The sequence below is a fragment of the Nocardia sp. NPDC047038 genome (genome assembly GCF_040644075.1).
Taxonomy (GTDB): Bacteria; Actinomycetota; Actinomycetes; order Mycobacteriales; family Mycobacteriaceae; genus Nocardia; species Nocardia sichangensis.
Genome location: NZ_JBEYVQ010000001.1, coordinates 655,378 through 675,986 on the forward strand (window position 1 = coordinate 655,378; position 20,609 = coordinate 675,986).

The window sequence follows — 20,609 nt, forward strand, 5'->3', positions numbered from 1 at the left end:
CGTTTTACCGCCGCACCTGTGGGTTGCCCGCCGGTATACATCCGGAGATGGGCCGCATCGTCGTGAAGGCGGGCGTGGTGGGCGGGATCACGATGCCCGACAGGCTGGGGCAGCGCGTGCGCGACGACATGCTTTTCCGTGGCCAGGCGATCGGTCCGGTGATCGCGCATATCCGTTCTCGCCGATGGACTTTCCTGTGCCGGCCGGATCTACCCGACGACGTGCGGTTGTTCGCCGCGTTGTTCCGGATCGACGTTTCGATTGTGCCGTTCGGCAGTGAAATCGCGCTGCCGTCACCCGCCGACGCGAACGGCGTATTCCGCCGATGGGTGGTGGCGCCGCGGGACACGTTTCGTCCGTCCGGGATGGTGATCGTGAACTGCGTGCTGGCCCGCGCGGGTGGGAAAGGTGCGGTATGAGCGAAGGACTGCCGACGCGAAGTCAACTACTGCGCGCCTGTAGAGAAGACGTGCCGCCACCGGGACATCCCGTGCTGCTGCGGGCGCGCACCTTGGCTGACCTCCATATTCGCCGCATCCGGGTGGATGGGGAATGTAGTTGCGGCGGCGATGAGCGCCGGTCACGGCTGATTCGGGACATCGATCGCTGGGTCGAGGTTCGTTTGCCCACCGCGCGCGGCGGAGCCTATCTGCACACCGAATCGTTCGGCGAGGTGGTCGACCGCCTGGCGCGGCTGAGCGCGTACGCGCACGCGGCCATGGACGACGACCAGGAGTGGGACCTGTGGTTCGCGTGGGAGCGGCTGGCCGAATCGGCGGTCGCTTACGAAGACCTGGTCAGCGAGTTGAGCAGTGGGCGGCGCCGGTTGCCGAGCGCTTTCCGGCCCGGGTCAGTTCCGTAGCAGGGTGGCGGCGAGGTGATGTTGCAGTGGTTCGCCGACCGCCGCCATCCGAAGTGTGTAGTCGATGGTGTCGCCGGACAGGTGCAGCGATCGGCCGAGGGCGGTCACGAGTTTCGCCGTGCCGCTGCGCCCGAGGGCGGTGGAGTCCAATTCCATGCGCAGCGTGCCGTCCTCGACGGCGAGCGAGCCCTCGCAGATTTCCGTGATGCCGGTGGGATGGGCGAGGATCAATTCGACGCGGTCGGGGCGCGGGCAACGCAGATAGCCCGTCTCGGCGTGTAGCGGCCTGCCGTCGTCGGTGGCGCGGGTCTTCTGCCGGTAGGTGAGGAACGGGCGGCCGAGATGGCCGAACCGGATTTCCTCGACATAGCCGAACGGCTGAATGGTCGGGTATTCACCCTGCCCATTACCGCGCCACGTGCCGAGCAGTGGAGCGAGCGGAGCGATATCGGGGTGCAGGGCAATCGCAGGCTGGGGTTCGGCCACGGCGAACAGCCTAAACCCGTCCTCATCGAACCGTTCGGGTACTCCCGAATTTGCCGCAGGCTAAGGTTAGCTTCGCCTTATCACCAATGTGGCGTGGTCGGAAAGGAAACAAGAAGTTGAACGGACGCTGGAATGAGTCGCGCCGTGGCGGTACGCCCCGGTCGCGGACCCGAAGTGGTCTGCTGCGCGCGTCGGCGCTTGGCGTCGCGCTGGTCGTGGCGGCCGGCTGCTCGGACTCGAAGTCGGACGAGGTGCCCGCGCTCGACGGCAACAAATACGTCCAGACCAATCTCGCGGCCAACAACGCGGAGTACAAGGCGCAGTTCGTTTTCCCCGACCTGGTGAACGCCTGGGGGCTGGCCAACCGCCCCAAGGGCGCCGGTGGGCACTTCTGGGTCGGCGCGGGCGGCAAGTCGTTCCAGTTCGTCGGCGACGTGACCAAGTCCTCGGACGACAAAGTGCACAAGCTCTTCCAGGACCCGCTGAAGATCGTCACCATCCCCGGCGCCGACGCCGACACCTCGGACAAGAGCGCGGGCAAGACCACCGGCGTGGTGTTCAACCCGGCGCCGATCACCTCCGACCTGTTCGTCGTCCACGACCAGCCGGTGGAGGAGGAAGGCGGGCCGCTGAACGGTTCGGCGCGGTTCATCTTCGCCACCGACTCCGGCAAGATCTCCGCCTGGACCGAGCTGGGCTTCGAGGGCCGGATCGTGCGCCACGACGGCCCCGCCAACCTGGTCTTCGACGGACAGTCCCAGGGGATGCAGTTCTTCGGGATCGCGCTGGCTCCCTCCGGTGACAAGCTGCTGGCCGCGGATTTCGGCGCCGACCCGCAGGTGCGGACGTTCGACAAGAACTGGCAGCTGATCCCGACCACCGGCTTCGCCAACCCGTTCGCCACCGGCGACGCGATCGACCCGGCCGCGCCGGAAAAGGGCAAGAAGGCCAAGCCCGGCGATCCCGCGCCGTTCAACGTCTCGACCATCGGCAACCGGGTCTTCGTCGCCTATGCCACCACCCAGCCGGACGAGAAGGACGCGACCAAGTTCGATGCCGGTGAGGAGGACTCGCTGGACAAGGACAAAGAGGGCGGCAAGCCGGACAAGGGCAAGCTCGCCGAGTTCGACGCCAACGGCAAACTGGTGCGGATCATCGACGACGGCAAGCGCCTCAACGCCCCGTGGGCGGTGACGATCGCGCCGGACGGGTTCGGTCCGCTCAGCGGCAAACTGCTGGTCGGCAACTTCGGCGGCGCCGGGCACGTGCTGGCCTACGACGACACCACCGGCAAGTTCGCCGACTACCTGCGCGATGCCGACGGCAAGCCGGTCGCCATCGAAGGACTGTGGGCGCTGATGTTCGGCAACGGCGAGAGCCTCGGTGACGCCGACTCGCTGTACTTCACCGCGGGGCCGGACGACGAGAAGGACGGTCTGTTCGGCAAGCTTCGCTTGAAGTAGCCGCACTTCGCAGCAGCCCGCACCGAATCGGTGCGGGCTGCTCGCGCTTCAGCGGCCTCCGTTCGGGGCCGAGGCCCGGGGTTCGGTGCGCCGTTCGCGGATAGCCGACTCGACTTCGTCGACCGCCGTTCGGATCGTCGCCCCGTAGCCGTCGTCGGCGAGCGTGTGCAGACGTGTGCGAGCGGCATCGATTTCGCGCTGTGCGGCGTCGAACGAGCCGAGCCTGCGATAGTCGTCGGCGAGATTGAGGTGCAGCGACGGGTAGAACGCGGTCACCCGCAGTGATTCGTCGAAGGTTCGAGCGCGAGCGTCCGAAAGGCTGTCGGCGGCGTCCAGTGCGCGGATGTCCCAGGTGAGCGCTTCGGCGGCGTCGTCGTACAAGTCGGCCAGGTAGTGGGCGAGGGTGCACCGGTGCAGTGGGTCGCCCTGTGGGCCGAGCGAGGTCCATACGGCGAGCAGAGCTTCCCGCGCGTCGTCCGGACGGCCTTCGCGGCCGAGTGCGACGGCGCTGGTGATGGTGTTCATGGTGTGGTCGTGGGCCGGGTTCATTCGGATCTCCTTCAGGTGGGGGATGGATGCGGATCGTTTCGTGTGCGAGGCCGGATGGCCGGTTTCGGCGTCGGGCGGCCGATCGATCGGAAGTAGTGGCGGGCGCTTGCGATCCCGAGAAGGGTGATCGATCGGAAGTGGTGGCCGTGGGCGGGGCACCTGCGATTCCGGGATGGGCGATCGGATCGCGGTGCCGACAGGGCGGGAGGGACGCGGTTGTACGTGCCGCGCAGTGGTTTGCGCGGGTGATAGCCGTCGGCGCGGACGACTTATTCGGAGGTGTCGTGGTGGAGAGACCGGACCGGCATGGCCAGGGTGGTGAGGTCTCCGTCGGTGGCGGAGCGCAGCACCACCGGCTGATCGGCGGCGATGATGTCGAGCATGAGGTCGGGGCCGAGCGCGGTGTGGACGGCGGGCAGCAGTGTCGCGGGGTCGAACGACAGTGTGACGGCGGAGCCGGTCACCTTCGCGGGCAGGCTCTGCACATCCCCCGGCGCCGATACCGAGATTTCGGTCGGATCAATCGCGAATTGCAGTGCTTCATCCGATTTCTCGAGAACCCGCAGCATCAGATGCCGGGCGACGACCACTCTGGTGCGCACCGGTCCCAATCCCGCCAGCAAGGCGCGGTGGTCGGGGAAGGGAGCGTCGATGACTGCCAGTCGGTGTTCCGCGCCGCCTCCCGTCAGAAGCAGCCCGCCGCCGGACGGTGCGGCGACGACCTCGTCCATGCCGCGCAATCGGTCGGTGATCGACTCGAGCCCGTTCGAATCGAGCACCACGGACCACTCGCCGCCGTGCTGCCGGTTCGCCACCACGGTGCGCGTGGACAGCCGGTAGCGATCGGTCGCGGTCAGGGTTACCGCGTTGGCGCTCGCTTCCAGCAGAACGCCCGCAAGCACGGGTATCTCGCGGGTACGGGCCACCGCGGTGCGGACCTGGTCGAGCGCCTCGGCCAGCATCGCCGCATCGATCGCCACCTGCGTGCCGAGCGACTGTTCGACCACGGCGGCGACGCGCGCGGCCTCGTCCGCTCGCCGCGCCAGTTCCGCGACGTGACGATCGAGCAGGTGTCGTGCCCGGTCGGTGTCACCGGCGAGGATCTCCGCGATGGTGTCCAGCGGCAGATCGATCGAGCGCAGCTGCCGGATGAGCACTGCCCGCTCCCGCTGCGCTTCGGTGTAGTAGCGGTATCCGGTCAGCGGATCGACTCTGGCCGGAACGAGCAGGCCGCAGTCGTCGTAGAACCGCAGCGCGCTCGCCGTGAGCCCGCTGGCCCGCGCGAGCACGCCGATCGTGATCAACCCTGTCGACTCCGTACTCACCACCCGGCCATCATGGAGCCTCAACCAACTCGAAGGTCAACTTCCCGGGTGGGTCAACCAACCGCAGTCCATGTGTTCCGCTGCTGGAACGCGATGCGCACGCCGCTGAGCTGTGGAAAAAGCGGAAGTTTCCGCAGCCCGCCAGGGCGCAGTGTCCGCGACTCCGCAGTGCTGTCGGTGTTGCCCGCCGCAAATCAGGTGGTGCACAACCGCAGGACGTGGCAACTGGACGGGCAGACCGAGGCGCTCGACATCCGGCCGCGTATGTGCGCCGGCCACGTGAAAGCATCGACGAGCTTCAGCACTTGCGGCAGGATCGCGATGAACAGATCCGGCATCGGCGGCCGGGTCTCCGCCTTCGGGCGGCGTCGCAAGGGTTTCGCGCGACTGGTCGAGGTAGAGCACACGGCCGTCGCCTGTCACTCGGACGTGCGCTGAAAGAGGGGGCCAGGGGTGTGGGAAAACGCGCCGGTGAACGGTTCCTTCGTCCTGACCATGCTGTGATTCGCGTCTCACGCATACGCCACTCGCAGAACCGCGAACCGTCGAGCCTGGCGCGAGTCAGTCGGCCCCGGCCTCGATGGGGGTCACGCGCCAGCGGCGCGACCAGTCCCAGACCGATCCGAGTGCCGTGCCGAGTTCGGCGCCCGCGGTGGTCAGTTCATAGGACTTGTCGGGGTTCTTCGCGATCAAGCCCGCGGATTGCAGGTGTTGCAGGCGCACCGAAAGCATGCTCGAGGAGCAGTTGCCCATGCGCCGCCGCAGTTCGAGGAAGCCGAGGCGGTCGGGTTCCAATTCCCACAGGATGCGCAGGATCCAGCGTTGGCCGAGTAAGTCCATCGTGGCCAGTAACGGCGCGTTCGCCGGGTCGTCCCGCCCACGCGGCGGCTTGGGTTCGTTTGCGCTTCTCATTTAGAACCAGCATAGTGGTTCTGAATCAGAAGCACTGGCCCGGGTGCCGGGCGGACCGAAAGGGTGACGGTGGACGAGAGGACCGGTCGGCGAATCGTTCTGATCACGGGCGCCTCCCGCGGGATCGGCGCGGAGACCGCCCGGGTGCTCGCGGCGCGCGGCGACCACGTCGTGATCAACTACCGGGAGAAGGCCAGGCGGGCCGACGCGCTGGCGGAGTCGATCCGGCAGGCTGGCGGCAGTGCCGCCACTGCGGGCGCTGACATCGCCGACGCGGATTCGGCCCGGGCGCTGGTCGCCGGGGTCGCCGAGGAGTTCGGCCGTCTCGATGTGCTGGTGCTGAACGCGTCGGGTGGGCTGGAGCGCGATGCCCGGCCCGACTACGCCATGGCCCTCAATCGTGACGCGCAGGAACGGCTTGTGCGGCTTGCCCTGCCGCACATGCCTTCCGGTGCGCGGATCGTTTTCGTGACCAGCCATCAGGCGCACTTCCACGGCCGCAAGCCCGTCCCCGCCGACTACGTACCCATCGCCGCCAGCAAGCGCGCGGGCGAGGACGCGCTGCGCGCCATGATCCCGGAACTCGATGCCATGGGCATTGCCCTGCACGTGGTCTCCGGCGACATGATCGACGGCACGATCATCGTCCAACTGCTGGAACGCCGAAATCCCGACGCCGTCGCCGCGCGCCGCGAGCACGGCGACTTGCCCACGGTCACGGAGTTCGCCACCGCGGTCGCCGATGCCACCACCGCCACCGCTGACCCCGGCCACACCATCTACGTCGGCGGTCTGGATTATCTCGACGCGCAAGAGATCACCTCCTGAAGCGATTCCGATCCGCAGGCGTGGCGCATTCCGGCCGTGGGCGGCAACCGGCCACGCCACGTGTCGATCCCGCCGGGGGATAGAAGCGCTCCGGTAGTGCCCGGGAGAACCATCCGGAACGCGCGCTTCGAATTTCGCACCAATCCCATCAGACGCCAGCGCCTCGAGTGCGGAGACGCCCTGCGGCGCGAAAGCTGAATTGCCAGAGTCGAAGCGCTTGCCCATGTGTGACGAGGTCGCCCTTGCGTTCGGCCTTGCCTCATGAAGAAGTGCGGCGGTGCAGTGCCGATCCGAGCGCATGCGGGCGCGTAATTCGGTGGTGAGTTCCCGGTGCGGCTCGGACGATCGAGTGATGGTGGATTACCAGGGCACCGCTCTGCGGATCGGATGGGCCGAGGCGCCGGAGCCGGTACGGGCGGAAGTAGAGCGCGTACTCGGAGACGCCGTCCACACTGCCGAGGATCAGCGCGGAGGGTTCAGCCACGGTGTGGCAGCGCGCTTGCGCACCGTCGGCGGTGGTGCTGCCTTCGTGAAGGCGATCGAGGCGGAAGACGGTCTCGCGGTGATGTATCGGCAGGAAGCGCGGATCGCGGCTCGGCTCCCGGCGACGGTGCCCGCACCGCGATGCCGGTTCGCGACGGAGATCGCGGGGGTGGTTCGTCGCGGTTTTCGACGATGTCGAGGGAGCGTTTCCCCGACTCGGCGAGCCGGGGGAGTTGCGAGACACTCTCGAGCTGGTGACGCGATTGGCGACGGAGCTGACTCCGAGTCCACTGGCTGATGTGCCGACGGTTGCGGAAGCCTACGAACCGGAGCTGACCGGCTGGCGAACGTTCGTGACGGAAGGGCCTCCGGCGGACTTGGACAGTTGGTCGCTTCGTCACCTGACGAAATTGGCCGAGCTGGAAGCCGCGTGGCCGACGGCCGCGGAAGGAAACACTCTGCTGCACACGGATCTTCGGCCGGACAACATGCTGCGACGGCCCGATGGTGCGGTGCTGGCGGTCGATTGGGCGTGGGCTTGCCGGGGCGCCGCGTGGATCGACCTCGTCGCCCTCGCGCCGTCGATCGCGGCCGCCGGTGTGGATCCGGATCCGATCATCGCCACCCATTCAGTGACTCGCGACGTGGACCCCGTGGCGGTCGACGCTTTCGTCTGCGCGCTCGCGGGGTATTGGGCGGCGGCTTGCCGGAAGCCGGGTCCGCCGCGTTCGCCGCGGTTGCGTGAGCATCAGTCGAGGTTTGCCCGGCTCGCCGGAGCGTGGCTGGCGTGTCGTCTCGGCTGGCAATAATCCCAGGAGGTATGGCTCTATCGTCGAAAAACGCAAGGTCACTGGATGTTTGCCGAAGCTTTGGAGGGTGGTGTGTGACCGGATAAATCGGTCAATGGGCGTGTCGCGTGCGCGGAAGTGATCGAATTCGACGCGACCCGGACCACTCTCGGTCACGCTGGGCGTATGTGGATGTTCGGGCAGTGCCGGGACACCGGCGAGGCAAGGCATCGAGGGCGCGACCGAGACGCGTCCACGCTGGTCGGAATGGGGGTCCGGAGAATGGAACAGGTGTCCGAGGCCCGGGTGATTCCGGGCAAAGAACTCCTGCTGGCTGCCTTCCGGGGCTTGCCGCACATGGATCATCCGATGCTGGAAGCGGCCGGAGAACTGGCTCAGCTGCACCAGACACGCGAACGCACTCCCGCGAGCCGGTGCGACAAACTCGACCGGCGTCGAGTGCAACTCGTGCGCGGCATCGACCGCTGGGTCACCCTGGCGACGCCGATCCCGCCGCCGGCCGCGCCCGAACACGCCGAGACCGTGGGCCACATCGTCGACCGGCTGGCCATGCTGGCCGCTCAGGCGTTCGTGGCGCTGGCGCACGCGCCGGAATCGGTCTTCTACGACGCATGGGTCCGAATCGACGAATTGGCCGACGGTTACCAGGATCTCATCGACGACCTGCGTGCCGGAGCCAGACGACTACCCGACGGGCGCTACGACCGCTGGTAGCTACCGACCCCGCCCGAACAGCCGGAACGAGCGGCGGCGCCGACGTGGCAGAGTCGCGTACACCATGGTCATGTCGGCGAAGACCTCCGCCTCCCGCTCGCGATCGGCGCCGAACTCGGCACGGCCGAGGACGTGTTCGATCGATTGCGGCGAAATCGAGGGTAGGACGACGGCCAACGAGGGCGGCAACGGATCGCCGCGTTCTTGGTCGTTGTGGTGACCCAAGAGCATGTGACCGATCTCGTGCAAGATGACGTGATCGGCGTTGCGGCCGGTCGCCGCGGCGTCGTAGACGATGATGTCGTCGTGCTTGCGTGCCACCCACAAGCCGCCTCCGCCGCAACCCGTGTCCGCCAACATCGCCTTGGGCACCGGATGCAGGCTGATCGAGCGTCCGCGATGGGCGGCCACCGCGGCCAGGTAAGCGGTCAGATTCCACGGGTTCGGGAGGGGCACGGTCCGGGTGGCATCGCCGAAACGGGCTTCCATGCTGGTCATCGGCGCCCACCTTACCCATCGGTCGGCGACTAGTCATCTGCGGAATCCGGGCATACCGACAAAAGGTGATCCGCGGCGGGACAACGCGATCGGTCACTCAGCGGATGACCCGCTGTCCAAGGGTTGTGCCCGCATGGCCCGAATGGCCAGGTAGTTCAGGCCCCACAGTGCGACCCCGATGGCCAGCAGCACGCCGGCGATGGCGTACTGCGCCGGATTGCGGTCGGTGAAGGGTGTGACGAGAAAGCCGCAGCTGAGCGCGCCGACGACCGGCAGCGGCGTCGGCGTCTTGAAGTGCTTGTGCGACACAGGGTCTCGGCGCAACACCAGCACCGCGACGTTGACCACCGTGAACACCGCCAGCAGAAGCAGGGCCGTGGTGCCACCGAGTTCGGGTACCTCGCCGACGAACAGGATCAACCCCAGCGCGAGCAGCGTGGTGAAGACGATGGCGGTGACGGGCGTCCGGCGCCGCTGGTGCACGCGGCCGAACGGCCGGGGCAACACGCCTTGACGGGCCATACCGTAGATCAGTCGGCTGGCCATCAGCATGTTGATCAGCGCCGAATTGGCGACGGCGAACATGGTGATGTAGGCGAAGATGTGGGTCGGGAAGCTCGGCGCGCCGACCTGGACCACTTTTAGTAGCGGCGTGTCGCCTTCGCCGAGTTGGTCTGCGGGCACGAGTGCGACCGCGCTGATCGATACCAGGACGTAGATGAGCCCGGTGATGATCAGTCCCGCGAGCAGCACCTTCGGGAAGATGCGGGTGGGCTCCTTGCACTCCTCGGCCATGTTCACCGAGTCCTCGAAACCGACCATCGCGTAGAACGCGAGCGTGGTGGCCACGATGACGCCGCCGACCGCGTTGCGCTCCCCGGTGTCGAATTCGACGATGCGGGAGAAGTCGCCGTCGCCCACGCCCAATGCCCAGCAGCCGATCCCGATGACGATCAGCAGCCCGGTCAGCTCCACACAGGTGAGCACCACGTTGAGCTTGACACCCTCGCTCACCCCGCGCAGGTTGATCGCCGCCACCACGGCCATGAACAGCAGCGCGATCACTGTCACCGCGGTGCCGCTGCCGAGATCCGGATCGAAGGCCTCGGCGAAGTTGGCCGCGAAAGCCCGCGAGGCCGTGGACGCGGAAGTGATGCCGGAACTCATCACCGCGAAAGCGACCATGAACGTGAGGAAGTGGATGCCGAACGCTTTGTGCGTGTAGAGGGCCGCACCCGCGGCGTGCGGGTACTTGGTGACCAGCTCCAGATAGCTGAGACCGGTGATGAGCGCGACCAGGAACGCCACCAGGAAGGGCACCCAGACCGCCCCGCCGACTTCGTTGGCCACCTTGCCGGTGAGCGCGTAGATGCCGGTGCCGAGGATGTCGCCGACGACGAACAACAAGAGCAATCCCGGCCCCATTACCCGTTTGAGTTCGGGCCCGGAGTCGGACGTCGGATCGGCTGTGACTTCGGACATGCGTCCTCCCCTCGGCAGTAGGGCGAGGGTACCCATTCCGATGCGGAATAGTCGTGCACCGGGCCGTATTTCGCCTGGATTTCACCTGCCAGGGGCGGGCTGCTAGCCCTCCCGATCCATCTGCCCCGCGGCCTCCACGATCATGGCCGCGGAGTCGCGCGGGCTCAGCGCCATGGCGCGCAGCTGGTCGAAGATCACGCCGAAGCGACGGATCTCGGAGTGGCCCTCGATCAGCTCGTCACCCGCGATGCCCTCCACATAGACCAGCTCGGGATCGGCGGGGTCGGGGAAGTCCAACAAGGTGAACGAACCCGCCATGCCGGGGTGCGCGCCCGCGTCGAACGGCAGGATCTGCAGGATCACGTTCTTGCGCTTGATCTCTTGCAGCAGTCGCTCGAGCTGCCCCCGCATCACCGCGGGCCCGCCGACGGTGCGGCGGATAGCGGCCTCGTCCAGGACGACCCAGAGTTCGAGCGGGTCGTCCTTGGTCAGGTTGACGGCGCGATCCATCCTCGCCTTCGCCCTGCTCTCCATGACCGACGCCTCCAGCTTCGGCATGGAGGTGTCGATCACGGCGGTGGCGTACTCGTAGGTCTGCAAAAGGCCTGGAATGAACGAGGTTTGGTAGTGCCGCGCGGACAACGCCTCGGACTCGAAATTGATGTAGGCGGCGTAGACCTCCGACACGCTGCCCTCGTAGGCGCGTGACATGCCGGGCTTCAGCGCGTCGGACAGCAGCTCCAGCGCGTCCTCGCGCTGCTCGTCGCCGATGCGGTAGAGGTCGAGCATCGCCATGAGGGTGCGCCGCTGCGGCCGCGCCTGCGCGGTCTCGATCCGGTACAGCGTGGTGACGTTGATCCCGGTCTTCGCGCTGACCTCTTCTTTGCTGAGCTGAGCGTTCTCGCGCATCTCGTGCAGCATCGCCGCCAGCCGCCGCAACCGGACGGTCAGTACGGTGCGCTTGCCTGCCATCAGTCCAACCCCTTCGGTGTGCGCACTTGCTGGAACGTGTTCTGACGTTCGACCTCGAATGCGGCCTGCGTGCAGCGGATCTGTGCCTGGTGTGGGCACAGCAACAGAGACTACCTCCCGTGATGCACCTTATGGTCGGTGTTTTCGTGTGCGTTTACGGCCGCTGGGCGATATCGCGGGGCGAATCGGACCGACCGCTCGGTTACGGGGGTGTGTGGAGACTCGCCGAGCTGTGCGGAGCCGCTTTCCGGGCGGTGGGAACGCCACGCTCGAACGTGATCGCCGGACGACGCCGCGCGTCCGTGCGGGCCGGGAGAGGCCCGGCTGCCGCGCCTGGGCGACGCAACGCGGCCGGTGTGGATTCCGGCTCGGGGCGTGGGCAATAGCGCTGACCGCCCGGTATCACGCCCATTGCGGATTAATTGCCAATGCATTCATACATATGAACTAAGTCCATAGTGTCGAGCTAGAGGGCCTTTTCGTGATGATGCCGAAAGTTTGCCACAATTTGGTTTCATCTCGTGTTCCCGGCCGTGGCCCTCGGGCGCCGATGGATAATGACCGCGTGACGAGGATGGACGACCTCGCGCTGAGAAGCGCCTCCGCGATCGAGAGCGTCATCGCGGGCACGCCGCAGAGCGTGGGCAGCTTCCGCTTCTGGTTCGAGGATCAGCGATGGGAATGGTCGGACGCGGCGGCCGCGATATACGGCTACACCGAGGGGAGTGCGCGACCCAGTACGGAGCTGTTGCTGGCGCACAAGCATCCCGACGACCGCGCTCTCGTCGCCGAGTCCATCGCCTCCGCCGTGCGAACCGGTGAGCCGTTCTGCGGACGTCACCGCGTCATCGACACCGCCGGGCGCACGCACCACGTCATCGTCGTCGCCGATCGCATGCTCGACGACCAGGAGTCGGTGGTCGGCACCGCGGGCTATTTCATCGACGTGTCCGGCACACTCGAGGAGAACCGGCAGGAGATCCTCGACGACACGCTGCCCGAACTGGTGCAATCACGGGCGGTGATCGAGCAGGCCAAGGGTGTGCTCATGGTGGTCTACGGCATCAACGCCGAACAGGCCTTCCGGGTGCTGCAATGGCGCTCCCAGGAAACCAACATCAAGTTGCGGACCCTGGCGCAACAACTGGTCGGCGAGGTTCCCGCGATGGGTGGCGGTCCTGCGGCGCAACGGGCGCGCTTCGACCATCTGCTGCTGACCATGCACGACGTCCTGGCGTCGAAGTGAGCGCCGTACCGGTGACCGATACCCGATAGGCGGCCCTACGGGGAGGTCGCGTCCGGCGACATCGGCACGGAGCACCCTGCGCGTCCCGTACCGGCCGCTTGCCTCCATGCGCCATGTCGACTCTCGAGCCGTGGCGCCGCGCTGCGGACCGAGCTCCCGTTTGCCGCGGTGTCGCCGTCGAATACGCGATTTACCAATGCCATTCAGGGCGCGAGTGTTGCGTGATCTTCGCCCTTCGACCGGTCCCACTACCGATAAGTCGGAGACAATTCATTAGAAGTAACCATAGTGGGAGGGAGTCGTTGTGGTCAGTGAGTACACATCGGCACTCGAGCGGGAAATCGTCGACATGCGCGGGCAACACGAGATGTTGCTGCGGACCGGGCGGCAGTGGTCGTTGCGCGCGATGTTCGGCACACCCGACTGGGACATCATCGACTACTGCCGCGACTTCCGGCCCAATCGGTTCGGGGAGCAAGCCTGTGCGGAGGTGGAACGTTTCTGCCGCGAGCACGGCATCTGGCTCGAGCCCGCGGGCCCGCACTACAACAGCATGACGCCCTATCTGCACCCCGGCGCCGTCAGCGCCGAGCGGATGACGATCATCGGCCTGTACAACGCGATCCTGTTCTGGCTCAACGACACTGTCGGCCGGGAGAAGTTCGGGCACCTCGGCGACGACGAACAGCGACAGGCGCGGATGGCGATCGATCGGCTGTGCGCGCTCCTGTGCACGGGGTCGGCACCGGCGGACGCCACCCCGTTGGAGACCTCGACCTCGGCGTTCCTCACGATGCTGTCCGCCCGCGCGGACGCGGACTGGCTCGATCGGTTCATCGAAGCCACCGTCGCGCACCTGCGGCCCGCGATCCAGGACCAGAACGCCCGGGCGCGCGGTGGGTTGCTCAGCGTCGCGGAGTACATCGATCTGCGGGCTCAGGTCTCGGGTATGTATCCGGCGATCGCGCTGTGCGAGTTCGGCCGGGACGACTATCTGCCCTGGGAGCTGATCCGGCGGACGGGGCTGGCCGGGGATCTCCTCCGGCTGCGGGTGCTGACCGTCGAGATCGGCGCGTTGATGAACGACGTGTTCTCCTTCGAGAAGGAGTGCATCGTCGATCTGGCGGATTTCAACTTGATCCCCGCGGTGTTGCTGAACCACCCCGGATACTCGCTGGAGGACGCCGTGCGGGGCGCCACGGAGATCGTGCGCGCGCGCCTGGCCGAGTTCCGGGAACTGTGCGCGGTCGCCACCGAACGATGCGATCGACTGGCAGCCGCGGACGCCGCCTTGGCGTCCACCGTCGCGACCCACCTCGCCGATCTGGTCGCCTGCGTCCAGGCGACCTGGGTCTGGCAGGTGAAGACTCTGCGGTACAAGGGGGCGTCGATCTTCCGGGAGAACGGGTTGCAGTTATAGCTCCACTCTCACCATTCCTGGGAATGCTTCCAGGCGGCAGTACTCGACGGTCTCGAACATGTGTGGATACGATGCGTCGGGGGCTATCTCCGGCCTGAATGGTGAGGGGGTTGCGGTGGAACAGATCGAACTCGCCAGGATGGCGAACATGTGGTGGCGCGCTCTGCAGGCCGTCGCCGGTGGGTCCGCGTCTGTACCGGACCCCGAGCTCGCGCTACTCGGGATGGTCGAGGAGCTGGCTTCCGGCTTGGAAGCCGAACCCTTCGACGCGAGCGTCGGCAGGCGTGTCGGCGCGTCGCTGGCCTCCGCGGGACTCGACGACCCGGCCGTGCCCAGTACGTCGGCCCAGGTCCTGTACGGGCTGGCCGAACAGGCGACGGCCCCGGAGGCCGGCCGACGGCTCGCGGCGCTGCTCGCGGAGGTCGGTCAGGGATACGAAGCCCAGCGGCGCGCGAACGAGGACGCGCACCGATCCGATGACGAGCGGTTCCGTGTGGTGTTCGACAACGCGGCGATCGCGATCGCCATCGGTGACACCGACGGTACGTTGCTGGATGTCAACCGGGGTCTGGCCGAGATGATCGGAGTCCCGGTGGAAAGCTTGCGCGGGGTGTCGGTCTACGACTTCGCGCACCCCAACGACCGCGAGGGCATCCGCACGCTGGTGTACGAGAAACTGGTCCCGGCCGGTGCGGGCACGGTGAAACTGGAACAGCGCATCCGGCGCGCCGACGACAGCTACGGGTGGGCGTCGTTCGCCATCACCTTCGTCAAGGGCGCGGAGGGGCAGAGCGATTACCTGCTCGCGGTCGGCGAGGACGTCACCGAACAGCACCGGATGCGCGAGGAACTGCACCGGCAGGCCCGGCACGATCCGCTCACCGGGCTGCCGAACCGGCGGCATCTCATCGAACGGATCGACGCGATGATCGACGAGGCGCGCAACGGGGATCGGGCGGGATTGTGTTTCGTCGACATCGACCGCTTCAAGCACATCAACGACCGCTACGGCCACGGCACAGGTGACCAGATATTGACCGCGGTCGCCGGACGCCTGCAGGACAGTGTCCGCGGATCCGGGTGTCTGGTCGCCCGCATCGGCGGGGACGAGTTCGTCGCGCTGATCCCCCCGCCCGCCAGCGATCACCGGGTGGCCACCGTGGCGAACAGCCTGCTCGAGGCGCTTGTCGACCCGATCACGGCCGGTGACCGGCGACTACGCATGTCGATCAGCATCGGCGCGGTCGTCACCGCGGTCGCGGGCGCGGACGCCGAATCGCTGCTCGACGCGGCCGACACCGGCCTCTACCGGGCGAAGGCCGACGGCAAGGGCCGGTGGGTGTTGCACATTCTGGACACCGACACTTCGCTCGGTCCGCAACCGGTGTTGTGAGCGGCGGAAGCGATCCACCGCCCGTCGGCGCGTAACTGTCGCGGCCGAGCGATGTCCGGCGTCCGCGTTCGCGCAGAGGTATCGCGGGCGGGGGGTGGCGACTCAGGCGGCCGATGGCGCTCAGCGGGCCAGCAACCTGCGCAGAAACGCGGGCGGGATCATCGGTCGTTCCTCGTCCCAGAGGCCTTCGCGCAGGTCGTAGTCCAAGCTGTGCAGCAACGACATGATCCAGGGCCCCTCGTCGAGCAGCGGCCGGATGAGACCGGCATCGGCGTACCGGACCACCACCGGGGCCAGCTCGTCCTTGGCCGCTTCGGTCTTTCCCGCCGCCGCGAGGCAGGAGGCGAGCAGCAGCGATGCCTGTGCCGCGGCGCGGGGACGTCGATCGGGGTCGATCGAATCCCGCAGCTGACGGGCGCGCGTGGACGCGGCGGTCACCCTTTTGGCGGCCCCCGAACGCAGCAGCATGCGGATAGCGGAGTCCTCACGCATTTCCGCGGCCATCGTGGCGATACCGCCCTCTCCGGCCGGCGGTTCGGTGACGTAGGTGGCCGTCAGGCCCAGCCGGACCTGCTCGTTGGCCACGCGGGTGGCCAGGCGCGGCAGCTTCATGGCCCGCGCCAACTCGGCGCCTTCGTCCAGCCGTCGCGCGGCGGCGGCCAGGTCACCGCGCAGGGCTTTGATCCGCGCGCCGGTGGCGTAGTTGGCCATCAGCAGGTCGACCGGGCCGCCCTCGGTGCCGAGCCTGCCCGCTTCGTCCAGCAGGCGCTCGGCCGCGGCGAGCTGGTCGCGTTCGTAGAGCAGCTCGCCGAGCAGGGCGCCGGCCAAGCGAGCGGCATAAGACCGCGGGCCCGACGAGGTGGTGGATATCTCGACCGCCGTGCGGAAGCTGTGTTCCGCCGTGGCGATGTCGAGTTGTTCCCTGGCCGCGATGCCGACCAGGCAGTGGCTGTACATCAAGGTGAACGTGCTGCGGTTCTTGCGATAGAAGGGGGTGGCCCAGTCGTTCCACTCCCGTGCCCGCTCGTAGTCGAACTTGGTGATCGCGGAAAACGCGGCGAGGTTGGCGGCCGCGCACAGCGCCCACGGCCCCAACGTGTCGGCCCGGGCCAGGCATTTGCCGACCACGGCGTCCAGTCCTTCCGGGTGGTCGCCGAAGGCGCGCTCCACGCTCTCGATGAGGTCGGCTTCGAGCGCGACATCGGGATCTGCGGCGGGGTCGTTCTCCAGCGACGCCCGCACCAGCCGTAACGCGGCATGCAGTTCGGTGGGCCGCCGCAGCAGCACGTGCGTCCAGGCGACACCGACCTGAAGCATGGGGCGGGCGGCGGCGATGCCGGGCGGGAGCTTGTCGAGCAGTCCCAGGAACGTGGCGAGCTGCCCGTCCTGTACCAGAGCGCGGGATTTCGCCTCGAGGAGGTCGACGGCCATGTCGCCGTCGTCGGCGGCCAGCGCGTGGTCGATGGCCTCGCTGAGCATCCTGTTGTCGCCGAACCACGAGGCCGCCTTGCAGTGCAGTTCGCGCACGCGCTCGGGATGGTCGCGCTCGAGGCGCTGGCGCAGGAACTCCGCGAACAGATGGTGGTAGCGGAACCATTCGCCGACTTCGTCGACGCGGCGCAGGAACAGGTTGCGGCGTTCGAGATTCTCGAGGAGGGCCTGCCCGTGCGGGTCCCCGGTCAGCGCCGTGGCGAGGCCGCCGGAGATCCGTTCGGGAAGCGAGGTGGCGAGCAGGACCTCGCGCAGTTCGGGCTCGACGGTGTCGAGCACGTTCTCGGCCAGGTACTCCGCGATGGCGTGATGACGCCCGGACAGGTGAGCGATCAGCGAGGCCGGATCGGGATGCTCGCGCAGCGACAGCGAGGCCAGTTGCAAGGCCGCCGCCCAGCCCTCGGTGTAGTCGCGCAGCTCGGCGCTCTCGGTGTCGGCCAGGGTGAGACCGGTCTGCTCGGTGAGGAAGGCCCGCGCCTCCCCGGCGTCGAAACGCAGTGCGGCGGCGTCGATTTCGACGAGTTGGTGACGAACGCGCAGGGTGCCCAGCGGCAGGCCCTCCAGCGATCGGCTGGTCAGGATGATCTGCAGGTGCCGCGGCCCCTGGTCGATCAGGTAGAGCAGGGCATCGACCGCGGCGGGGTCGGTGATCCGGTCCCAGTCGTCGATCACCAGGGCGAACCGCTCGTCGCGTTCGTCGATGGCGTTGATCAGCGTGGTGAGCACGTAGCGCGCCGCGCTGGTGTCGCCCTCTTCGAGGACCGGGGCAAGGCCGGGCGCCAGCGCGGGGCTCACGCGGTTGAACGCCTCGATCAGGTGGGTCAGCAACCACACCACGTTGTTGTCGTCGCGGTCGACGTTCAACCAGGCCACGGCCACTTTCTCGGTGTCGGCGAGACGCTTGGCCCACTGGGCCGCGAGCGTGCTCTTGCCGAACCCGGCCGGGGCGTGGATGACGGCGAGGCGGGGCCGCGGCTCGGTCTGCAACGCGTCGATGAGGCGCTCGCGCTGGACCAGCGGCCGGGTGGACATCGCCGGGCGGAACTTGGTCTCGGGTGTCGGCGGCGTCTTGGGGTGGGGAGTGGGAAAACGCGCTGTGGCGGTGAGCGGCCGCGTGCTGAGGTCTTCGGGCGCGGGCTGCTCGCCGGTGGGCAGGGTCATGTGCTCGACCGGCATGTCGTTACCGCGCTGGATCTCGCGCAACATCTCGCCGAAGGCGGCGGCCGAGGGCGGACGATCCGCGGGATTGTGCGCCATGCTGGCCTCGATGGCGGCCGCGACCTCGTCGGGGATGCCGTCGAGCCGCAGGTCCGGCAGCGGATCGGCGGAGATGCGCAGGAACTGCGCGACGATCTGCTCACCGGAACGTCGCTCGTAGGCCGCGTGGCCGGTGATCATGGCGAACAGCGTCGCGCCGAGCCCGTAGACGTCCGAGGCCACGGACGGAACGCCGGAGCGCAGCACCTCCGGGGCGGTGAACGCGGGCGAGCCGGTCACCACTCCCGTGGTGGTCTCGAAACCACCTTCGACGCGGGCGATCCCGAAATCGGTCAGTTGAGGCTCGCCGTAGTCGGTGAGCAGCACGTTCCCCGGTTTGATGTCGCGGTGCAAGATCCCGGCCCGGTGCGCGGTCTCCAGAGCGCCCGCCAGCTTGACGGTGATCCCGATCGCCTCGGGCAACGGCAGAAAGCCTTCCCGGCGGATACGGTTCTCCAGCGAACCGTGCGAGTGATACGGCATCACCAAGTAGGGGCGTCCGCTGCGGGTGGTGCCCACTTGGAGGATCGGCACGATGTTCGGATGCCCGGACAGGGCGCCCATGGCCTGCTGCTCGCGCAGGAATCGCTCGACGTTCTCCGGCTCCAGATCCGGCCGGGCGGTGAGGACCTTGACCGCGACGCTGCGGTTCAACGCCCGCTGCCTGCAGCGGTAGACGACGCCGAACCCGCCTTTGCCGATCACTTCGGGGTCGTCGAGACCCGCGCCCTCCAGTTCCCGCTCGATACCTGGAGGTCGATCGTGCTGTGCGGCGAACGGGTCCGAACCTGCCATGGCCCTGCTCTTGTCGGCTGTCTGTGGTCCTGCGGTAGATACCCAGTTTATGCCCAGCGAACCCTTTCCCTGGTTATTACGTCTGATATAGACCATGAGGTGGGAGCGGTATTATCGCCGGTTTCGGGGGCGGGCGCGGTGTGGCTGACGCGACTCGGCAATATCTGTCCGTCGCGATGGAAGTCGCTGTCTCGCACCGTTTGTCGCGAAAGTCCCTTTCCACGGCGCGCGTCATAGCGGGGGTGCCCGGGGCGCTATGACGTATGTCAGAATCCGCGCATGACCATCGACGTCTGGGCGCAGCATCCGACTCGGCGATTCCTCGCCCACGACATGTTCGCCTCGCTGCGGCGGTGGACCGGGGCCGTGATACCGACCGACGAGATCCCGCTGTCGTTCACTCTCGACGCGATGGATGCCGCAGGCGTCGACCGAGCGCTCATCTCGGCGTGGCACGCGCCGGAAGGCGTCCTCATCTCCAACGACGAGGTCGCGGCCTGGGCGGCCGAGGCGCCGGAGCGCCTGCTCCCCATCGCGTCGGTGGATCTGCGCAGGCCGATGGACGCGGTACGGGAGCTGCGCCGCCGCGTGGACCAGGGCTTCAAGGGGCTGCGGGTGCTCCCGTGGCTGTGGGAAGTGCCCCCGACCGATCGGCGCTTCTATCCTTTGTTCGCCGCGTGCGTCGATGCGGGAATCCCGTTCTGCACGCAGGTCGGGCACACGGGACCGTTGCGGCCGTCGGAAACCGGGCGCCCCATCCCGTACATCGATCAGGTCGCGCTCGACTTCCCGGAGCTGACGATCGTCTGCGGGCATATCGGCTATCCGTGGACCGAGGAGATGATCGCGGTCGCACGCAAGCACGAGAACGTCGTCATCGATACCTCGGCGTACACGACGAAACGCCTTCCCGCGGAACTGGTGTCGTACCTGAAGTCCGGTAGCGGCCGCCGCAAGGTGTTGTTCGGTACGAATTATCCGATGATCTTCCCGCAGCACGCGCTCGACGGCCTCGCCGCGCTCGGCCTGGACGACGAGACTCGCGAGCTGTATCTGGGCGGCAATGCCCGACGCGTTTTCGGACTGGCCGGTTGACCGACTAGCGCGGCGGCGTGTCGGCGGTGTGTTGCGCGGCGTTCCGCGGCTGGGGGCCATAGGATTCCCCGGCGCGCATCGTGAGGAGGTCGAATGCTCTGGGTTGTACAGGTGTTCGCCGTCGCGGCCGCCTTACTCCATGTCGGCATCTTCGTCATGGAGTCTGTGCGGTTCGGCGACCCCAAGGTGTACCAGGGGGTATTCCGGGTTTCCGGAGCCGAACTGCCCGCGGCGCGGCCGTGGGCGTTCAATCAGGGTTTCTACAACCTGTTCCTCGCGGTGACGACACTGGTCGGCGTGGCCATCCTGCGGACGGTGCCCGCGGCGGGATGGGCGCTGGTGCTCGCCGGTTGCGGATCGATGCTGGCCGCGGCGGTGGTGCTGGTGGCGCACGACCGCCGGTTCGCCAGGGGCGCGGTGGTGCAGGGCGCCTTGCCCGCGCTGACGTTGCTCGCCGCCGTGACCCAGCTGTGAACGTGGCCGCGTAGTCGGCGAGCGGCTGAGGAGCGGTGCGACGCTTCGGTATCGG

General features: G+C 67.6%; 20 protein-coding genes. 12 read left to right on the plus strand and 8 right to left on the minus strand.

Translation table 11 applies throughout. The annotated features are described in order from the left end of the window. Window positions 1-47: 47 nt before the first annotated feature. Both ABZ824_RS03140 and ABZ824_RS03145 read left to right on the plus strand, forming a co-directional pair. Window positions 48-419, plus strand: a complete 372-nt coding sequence (locus tag ABZ824_RS03140; protein WP_356961357.1) for a DNA-directed RNA polymerase subunit beta — start codon at window positions 48-50, stop codon at window positions 417-419. After that, entirely contained in the window at window positions 416-862 is a 447-nt protein-coding gene (locus ABZ824_RS03145) for a DUF4254 domain-containing protein (RefSeq protein WP_356961358.1), read from the plus strand. The genes ABZ824_RS03140 and ABZ824_RS03145 overlap by 4 nt, the downstream gene beginning before the upstream one ends. Here ABZ824_RS03145 and ABZ824_RS03150 read toward each other — a convergent pair. Further along, complete coding sequence (locus ABZ824_RS03150; protein ID WP_355069993.1) at window positions 851-1,348, minus strand: peroxynitrite isomerase; 498 nt, start codon at window positions 1,346-1,348, stop codon at window positions 851-853. The genes ABZ824_RS03145 and ABZ824_RS03150 overlap by 12 nt on opposite strands. A gap of 179 nt (window positions 1,349-1,527) precedes the next feature. Between ABZ824_RS03150 and ABZ824_RS03155 the strand changes: the two genes are divergently transcribed. Continuing rightward, window positions 1,528-2,811: a TIGR03118 family protein gene (locus tag ABZ824_RS03155; RefSeq protein ID WP_356962431.1), complete on the plus strand. Its 1,284-nt coding sequence runs from the start codon at window positions 1,528-1,530 to the stop codon at window positions 2,809-2,811. A 48-nt stretch (window positions 2,812-2,859) separates the two neighbouring features. Here the strand turns inward: ABZ824_RS03155 and ABZ824_RS03160 are convergent, their stop codons facing one another. Both ABZ824_RS03160 and ABZ824_RS03165 read right to left on the minus strand, forming a co-directional pair. Continuing rightward, window positions 2,860-3,360: a hypothetical protein gene (locus tag ABZ824_RS03160; RefSeq protein ID WP_356961359.1), complete on the minus strand. Its 501-nt coding sequence runs from the start codon at window positions 3,358-3,360 to the stop codon at window positions 2,860-2,862. Window positions 3,361-3,629: 269 nt separating this feature from the next. After that, complete coding sequence (locus ABZ824_RS03165) at window positions 3,630-4,688, minus strand: MerR family transcriptional regulator (protein WP_356961361.1); 1,059 nt, start codon at window positions 4,686-4,688, stop codon at window positions 3,630-3,632. A gap of 90 nt (window positions 4,689-4,778) precedes the next feature. Here ABZ824_RS03165 and ABZ824_RS03170 point away from each other — a divergent pair, with 90 nt between their 5' ends. Next, entirely contained in the window at window positions 4,779-5,123 is a 345-nt protein-coding gene (locus tag ABZ824_RS03170) for a hypothetical protein (RefSeq protein WP_356961363.1), read from the plus strand. A gap of 123 nt (window positions 5,124-5,246) precedes the next feature. Here the strand turns inward: ABZ824_RS03170 and ABZ824_RS03175 are convergent, their stop codons facing one another. Continuing rightward, window positions 5,247-5,597 (minus strand): helix-turn-helix domain-containing protein, encoded by a 351-nt coding sequence (locus tag ABZ824_RS03175; RefSeq protein ID WP_355070001.1) that lies wholly within the window; start codon window positions 5,595-5,597, stop codon window positions 5,247-5,249. Window positions 5,598-5,660: 63 nt separating this feature from the next. On the opposite strand from ABZ824_RS03175, the gene ABZ824_RS03180 reads away from it, so the two are divergent. The 3 genes from ABZ824_RS03180 to ABZ824_RS03190 all read left to right on the plus strand — a co-directional run bounded on the left by ABZ824_RS03180 (window position 5,661) and on the right by ABZ824_RS03190 (window position 8,431). After that, on the plus strand, window positions 5,661-6,425 hold the full coding sequence (locus ABZ824_RS03180; protein WP_356961365.1) for an SDR family oxidoreductase: 765 nt from the start codon (window positions 5,661-5,663) through the stop codon (window positions 6,423-6,425). Between the two features lie 569 nt (window positions 6,426-6,994). Next, entirely contained in the window at window positions 6,995-7,717 is a 723-nt protein-coding gene (locus tag ABZ824_RS03185) for a phosphotransferase (protein WP_356962433.1), read from the plus strand. A gap of 270 nt (window positions 7,718-7,987) precedes the next feature. Next, the gene (locus ABZ824_RS03190) at window positions 7,988-8,431 is read left to right on the plus strand and encodes a DUF4254 domain-containing protein (RefSeq protein ID WP_356961367.1); all 444 of its coding nucleotides are present in this window, start codon (window positions 7,988-7,990) and stop codon (window positions 8,429-8,431) included. On the opposite strand, the gene ABZ824_RS03195 is transcribed toward ABZ824_RS03190, so the two are convergent. The 3 genes from ABZ824_RS03195 to ABZ824_RS03205 all read right to left on the minus strand — a co-directional run bounded on the left by ABZ824_RS03195 (window position 8,432) and on the right by ABZ824_RS03205 (window position 11,383). After that, on the minus strand, window positions 8,432-8,929 hold the full coding sequence (locus ABZ824_RS03195) for a hypothetical protein (protein ID WP_355070009.1): 498 nt from the start codon (window positions 8,927-8,929) through the stop codon (window positions 8,432-8,434). It lies immediately after the preceding gene. Window positions 8,930-9,022: 93 nt separating this feature from the next. Next, a complete protein-coding gene (locus ABZ824_RS03200; protein ID WP_355070011.1) occupies window positions 9,023-10,411 on the minus strand; it encodes an APC family permease in 1,389 nt (462 codons plus the stop codon). Window positions 10,412-10,513: 102 nt separating this feature from the next. Then, complete coding sequence (locus tag ABZ824_RS03205) at window positions 10,514-11,383, minus strand: helix-turn-helix transcriptional regulator (protein ID WP_355070013.1); 870 nt, start codon at window positions 11,381-11,383, stop codon at window positions 10,514-10,516. Window positions 11,384-11,957: 574 nt separating this feature from the next. Between ABZ824_RS03205 and ABZ824_RS03210 the strand changes: the two genes are divergently transcribed. The 3 genes from ABZ824_RS03210 to ABZ824_RS03220 all read left to right on the plus strand — a co-directional run bounded on the left by ABZ824_RS03210 (window position 11,958) and on the right by ABZ824_RS03220 (window position 15,442). Then, a complete protein-coding gene (locus ABZ824_RS03210) occupies window positions 11,958-12,629 on the plus strand; it encodes a PAS and ANTAR domain-containing protein (protein ID WP_356962435.1) in 672 nt (223 codons plus the stop codon). A 304-nt stretch (window positions 12,630-12,933) separates the two neighbouring features. Further along, complete coding sequence (locus tag ABZ824_RS03215) at window positions 12,934-14,049, plus strand: terpene synthase family protein (RefSeq protein WP_356961369.1); 1,116 nt, start codon at window positions 12,934-12,936, stop codon at window positions 14,047-14,049. A gap of 115 nt (window positions 14,050-14,164) precedes the next feature. Beyond that, window positions 14,165-15,442: a diguanylate cyclase gene (locus ABZ824_RS03220; protein ID WP_356961371.1), complete on the plus strand. Its 1,278-nt coding sequence runs from the start codon at window positions 14,165-14,167 to the stop codon at window positions 15,440-15,442. A gap of 120 nt (window positions 15,443-15,562) precedes the next feature. Here the strand turns inward: ABZ824_RS03220 and ABZ824_RS03225 are convergent, their stop codons facing one another. Continuing rightward, window positions 15,563-18,985 (minus strand): protein kinase, encoded by a 3,423-nt coding sequence (locus ABZ824_RS03225; protein WP_356961372.1) that lies wholly within the window; start codon window positions 18,983-18,985, stop codon window positions 15,563-15,565. 279 nt (window positions 18,986-19,264) lie between these two features. On the opposite strand from ABZ824_RS03225, the gene ABZ824_RS03230 reads away from it, so the two are divergent. Then, window positions 19,265-20,080 (plus strand): amidohydrolase family protein, encoded by an 816-nt coding sequence (locus ABZ824_RS03230; RefSeq protein WP_356961373.1) that lies wholly within the window; start codon window positions 19,265-19,267, stop codon window positions 20,078-20,080. Window positions 20,081-20,173: 93 nt separating this feature from the next. After that, window positions 20,174-20,554, plus strand: coding sequence for a DUF1304 domain-containing protein (locus tag ABZ824_RS03235; RefSeq protein ID WP_356961375.1), 381 nt, complete (start codon window positions 20,174-20,176; stop codon window positions 20,552-20,554). The last annotated feature ends 55 nt before the right edge of the window (window positions 20,555-20,609 follow it).

Excerpts from the sequence above, each read along its gene's own strand:
- ABZ824_RS03230 (WP_356961373.1), top strand. The coding sequence starts at position 19,265 with ATGACCATCGACGTCTGGGCGCAGCATCCGACTCGGCGATTCCTCGCC.
- ABZ824_RS03235 (WP_356961375.1), top strand. The coding sequence starts at position 20,174 with ATGCTCTGGGTTGTACAGGTGTTCGCCGTCGCGGCCGCCTTACTCCAT.
- ABZ824_RS03195 (WP_355070009.1), bottom strand. The coding sequence starts at position 8,929 with ATGACCAGCATGGAAGCCCGTTTCGGCGATGCCACCCGGACCGTGCCC.
- ABZ824_RS03160 (WP_356961359.1), bottom strand. The coding sequence starts at position 3,360 with ATGAACCCGGCCCACGACCACACCATGAACACCATCACCAGCGCCGTC.
- ABZ824_RS03225 (WP_356961372.1), bottom strand. The coding sequence starts at position 18,985 with ATGGCAGGTTCGGACCCGTTCGCCGCACAGCACGATCGACCTCCAGGT.
- ABZ824_RS03140 (WP_356961357.1), top strand. The coding sequence starts at position 48 with ATGGGCCGCATCGTCGTGAAGGCGGGCGTGGTGGGCGGGATCACGATG.
- ABZ824_RS03145 (WP_356961358.1), top strand. The coding sequence starts at position 416 with ATGAGCGAAGGACTGCCGACGCGAAGTCAACTACTGCGCGCCTGTAGA.
- ABZ824_RS03210 (WP_356962435.1), top strand. The coding sequence starts at position 11,958 with ATGGACGACCTCGCGCTGAGAAGCGCCTCCGCGATCGAGAGCGTCATC.
- ABZ824_RS03205 (WP_355070013.1), bottom strand. The coding sequence starts at position 11,383 with ATGGCAGGCAAGCGCACCGTACTGACCGTCCGGTTGCGGCGGCTGGCG.
- ABZ824_RS03200 (WP_355070011.1), bottom strand. The coding sequence starts at position 10,411 with ATGTCCGAAGTCACAGCCGATCCGACGTCCGACTCCGGGCCCGAACTC.
- ABZ824_RS03170 (WP_356961363.1), top strand. The coding sequence starts at position 4,779 with ATGCGCACGCCGCTGAGCTGTGGAAAAAGCGGAAGTTTCCGCAGCCCG.
- ABZ824_RS03175 (WP_355070001.1), bottom strand. The coding sequence starts at position 5,597 with ATGAGAAGCGCAAACGAACCCAAGCCGCCGCGTGGGCGGGACGACCCG.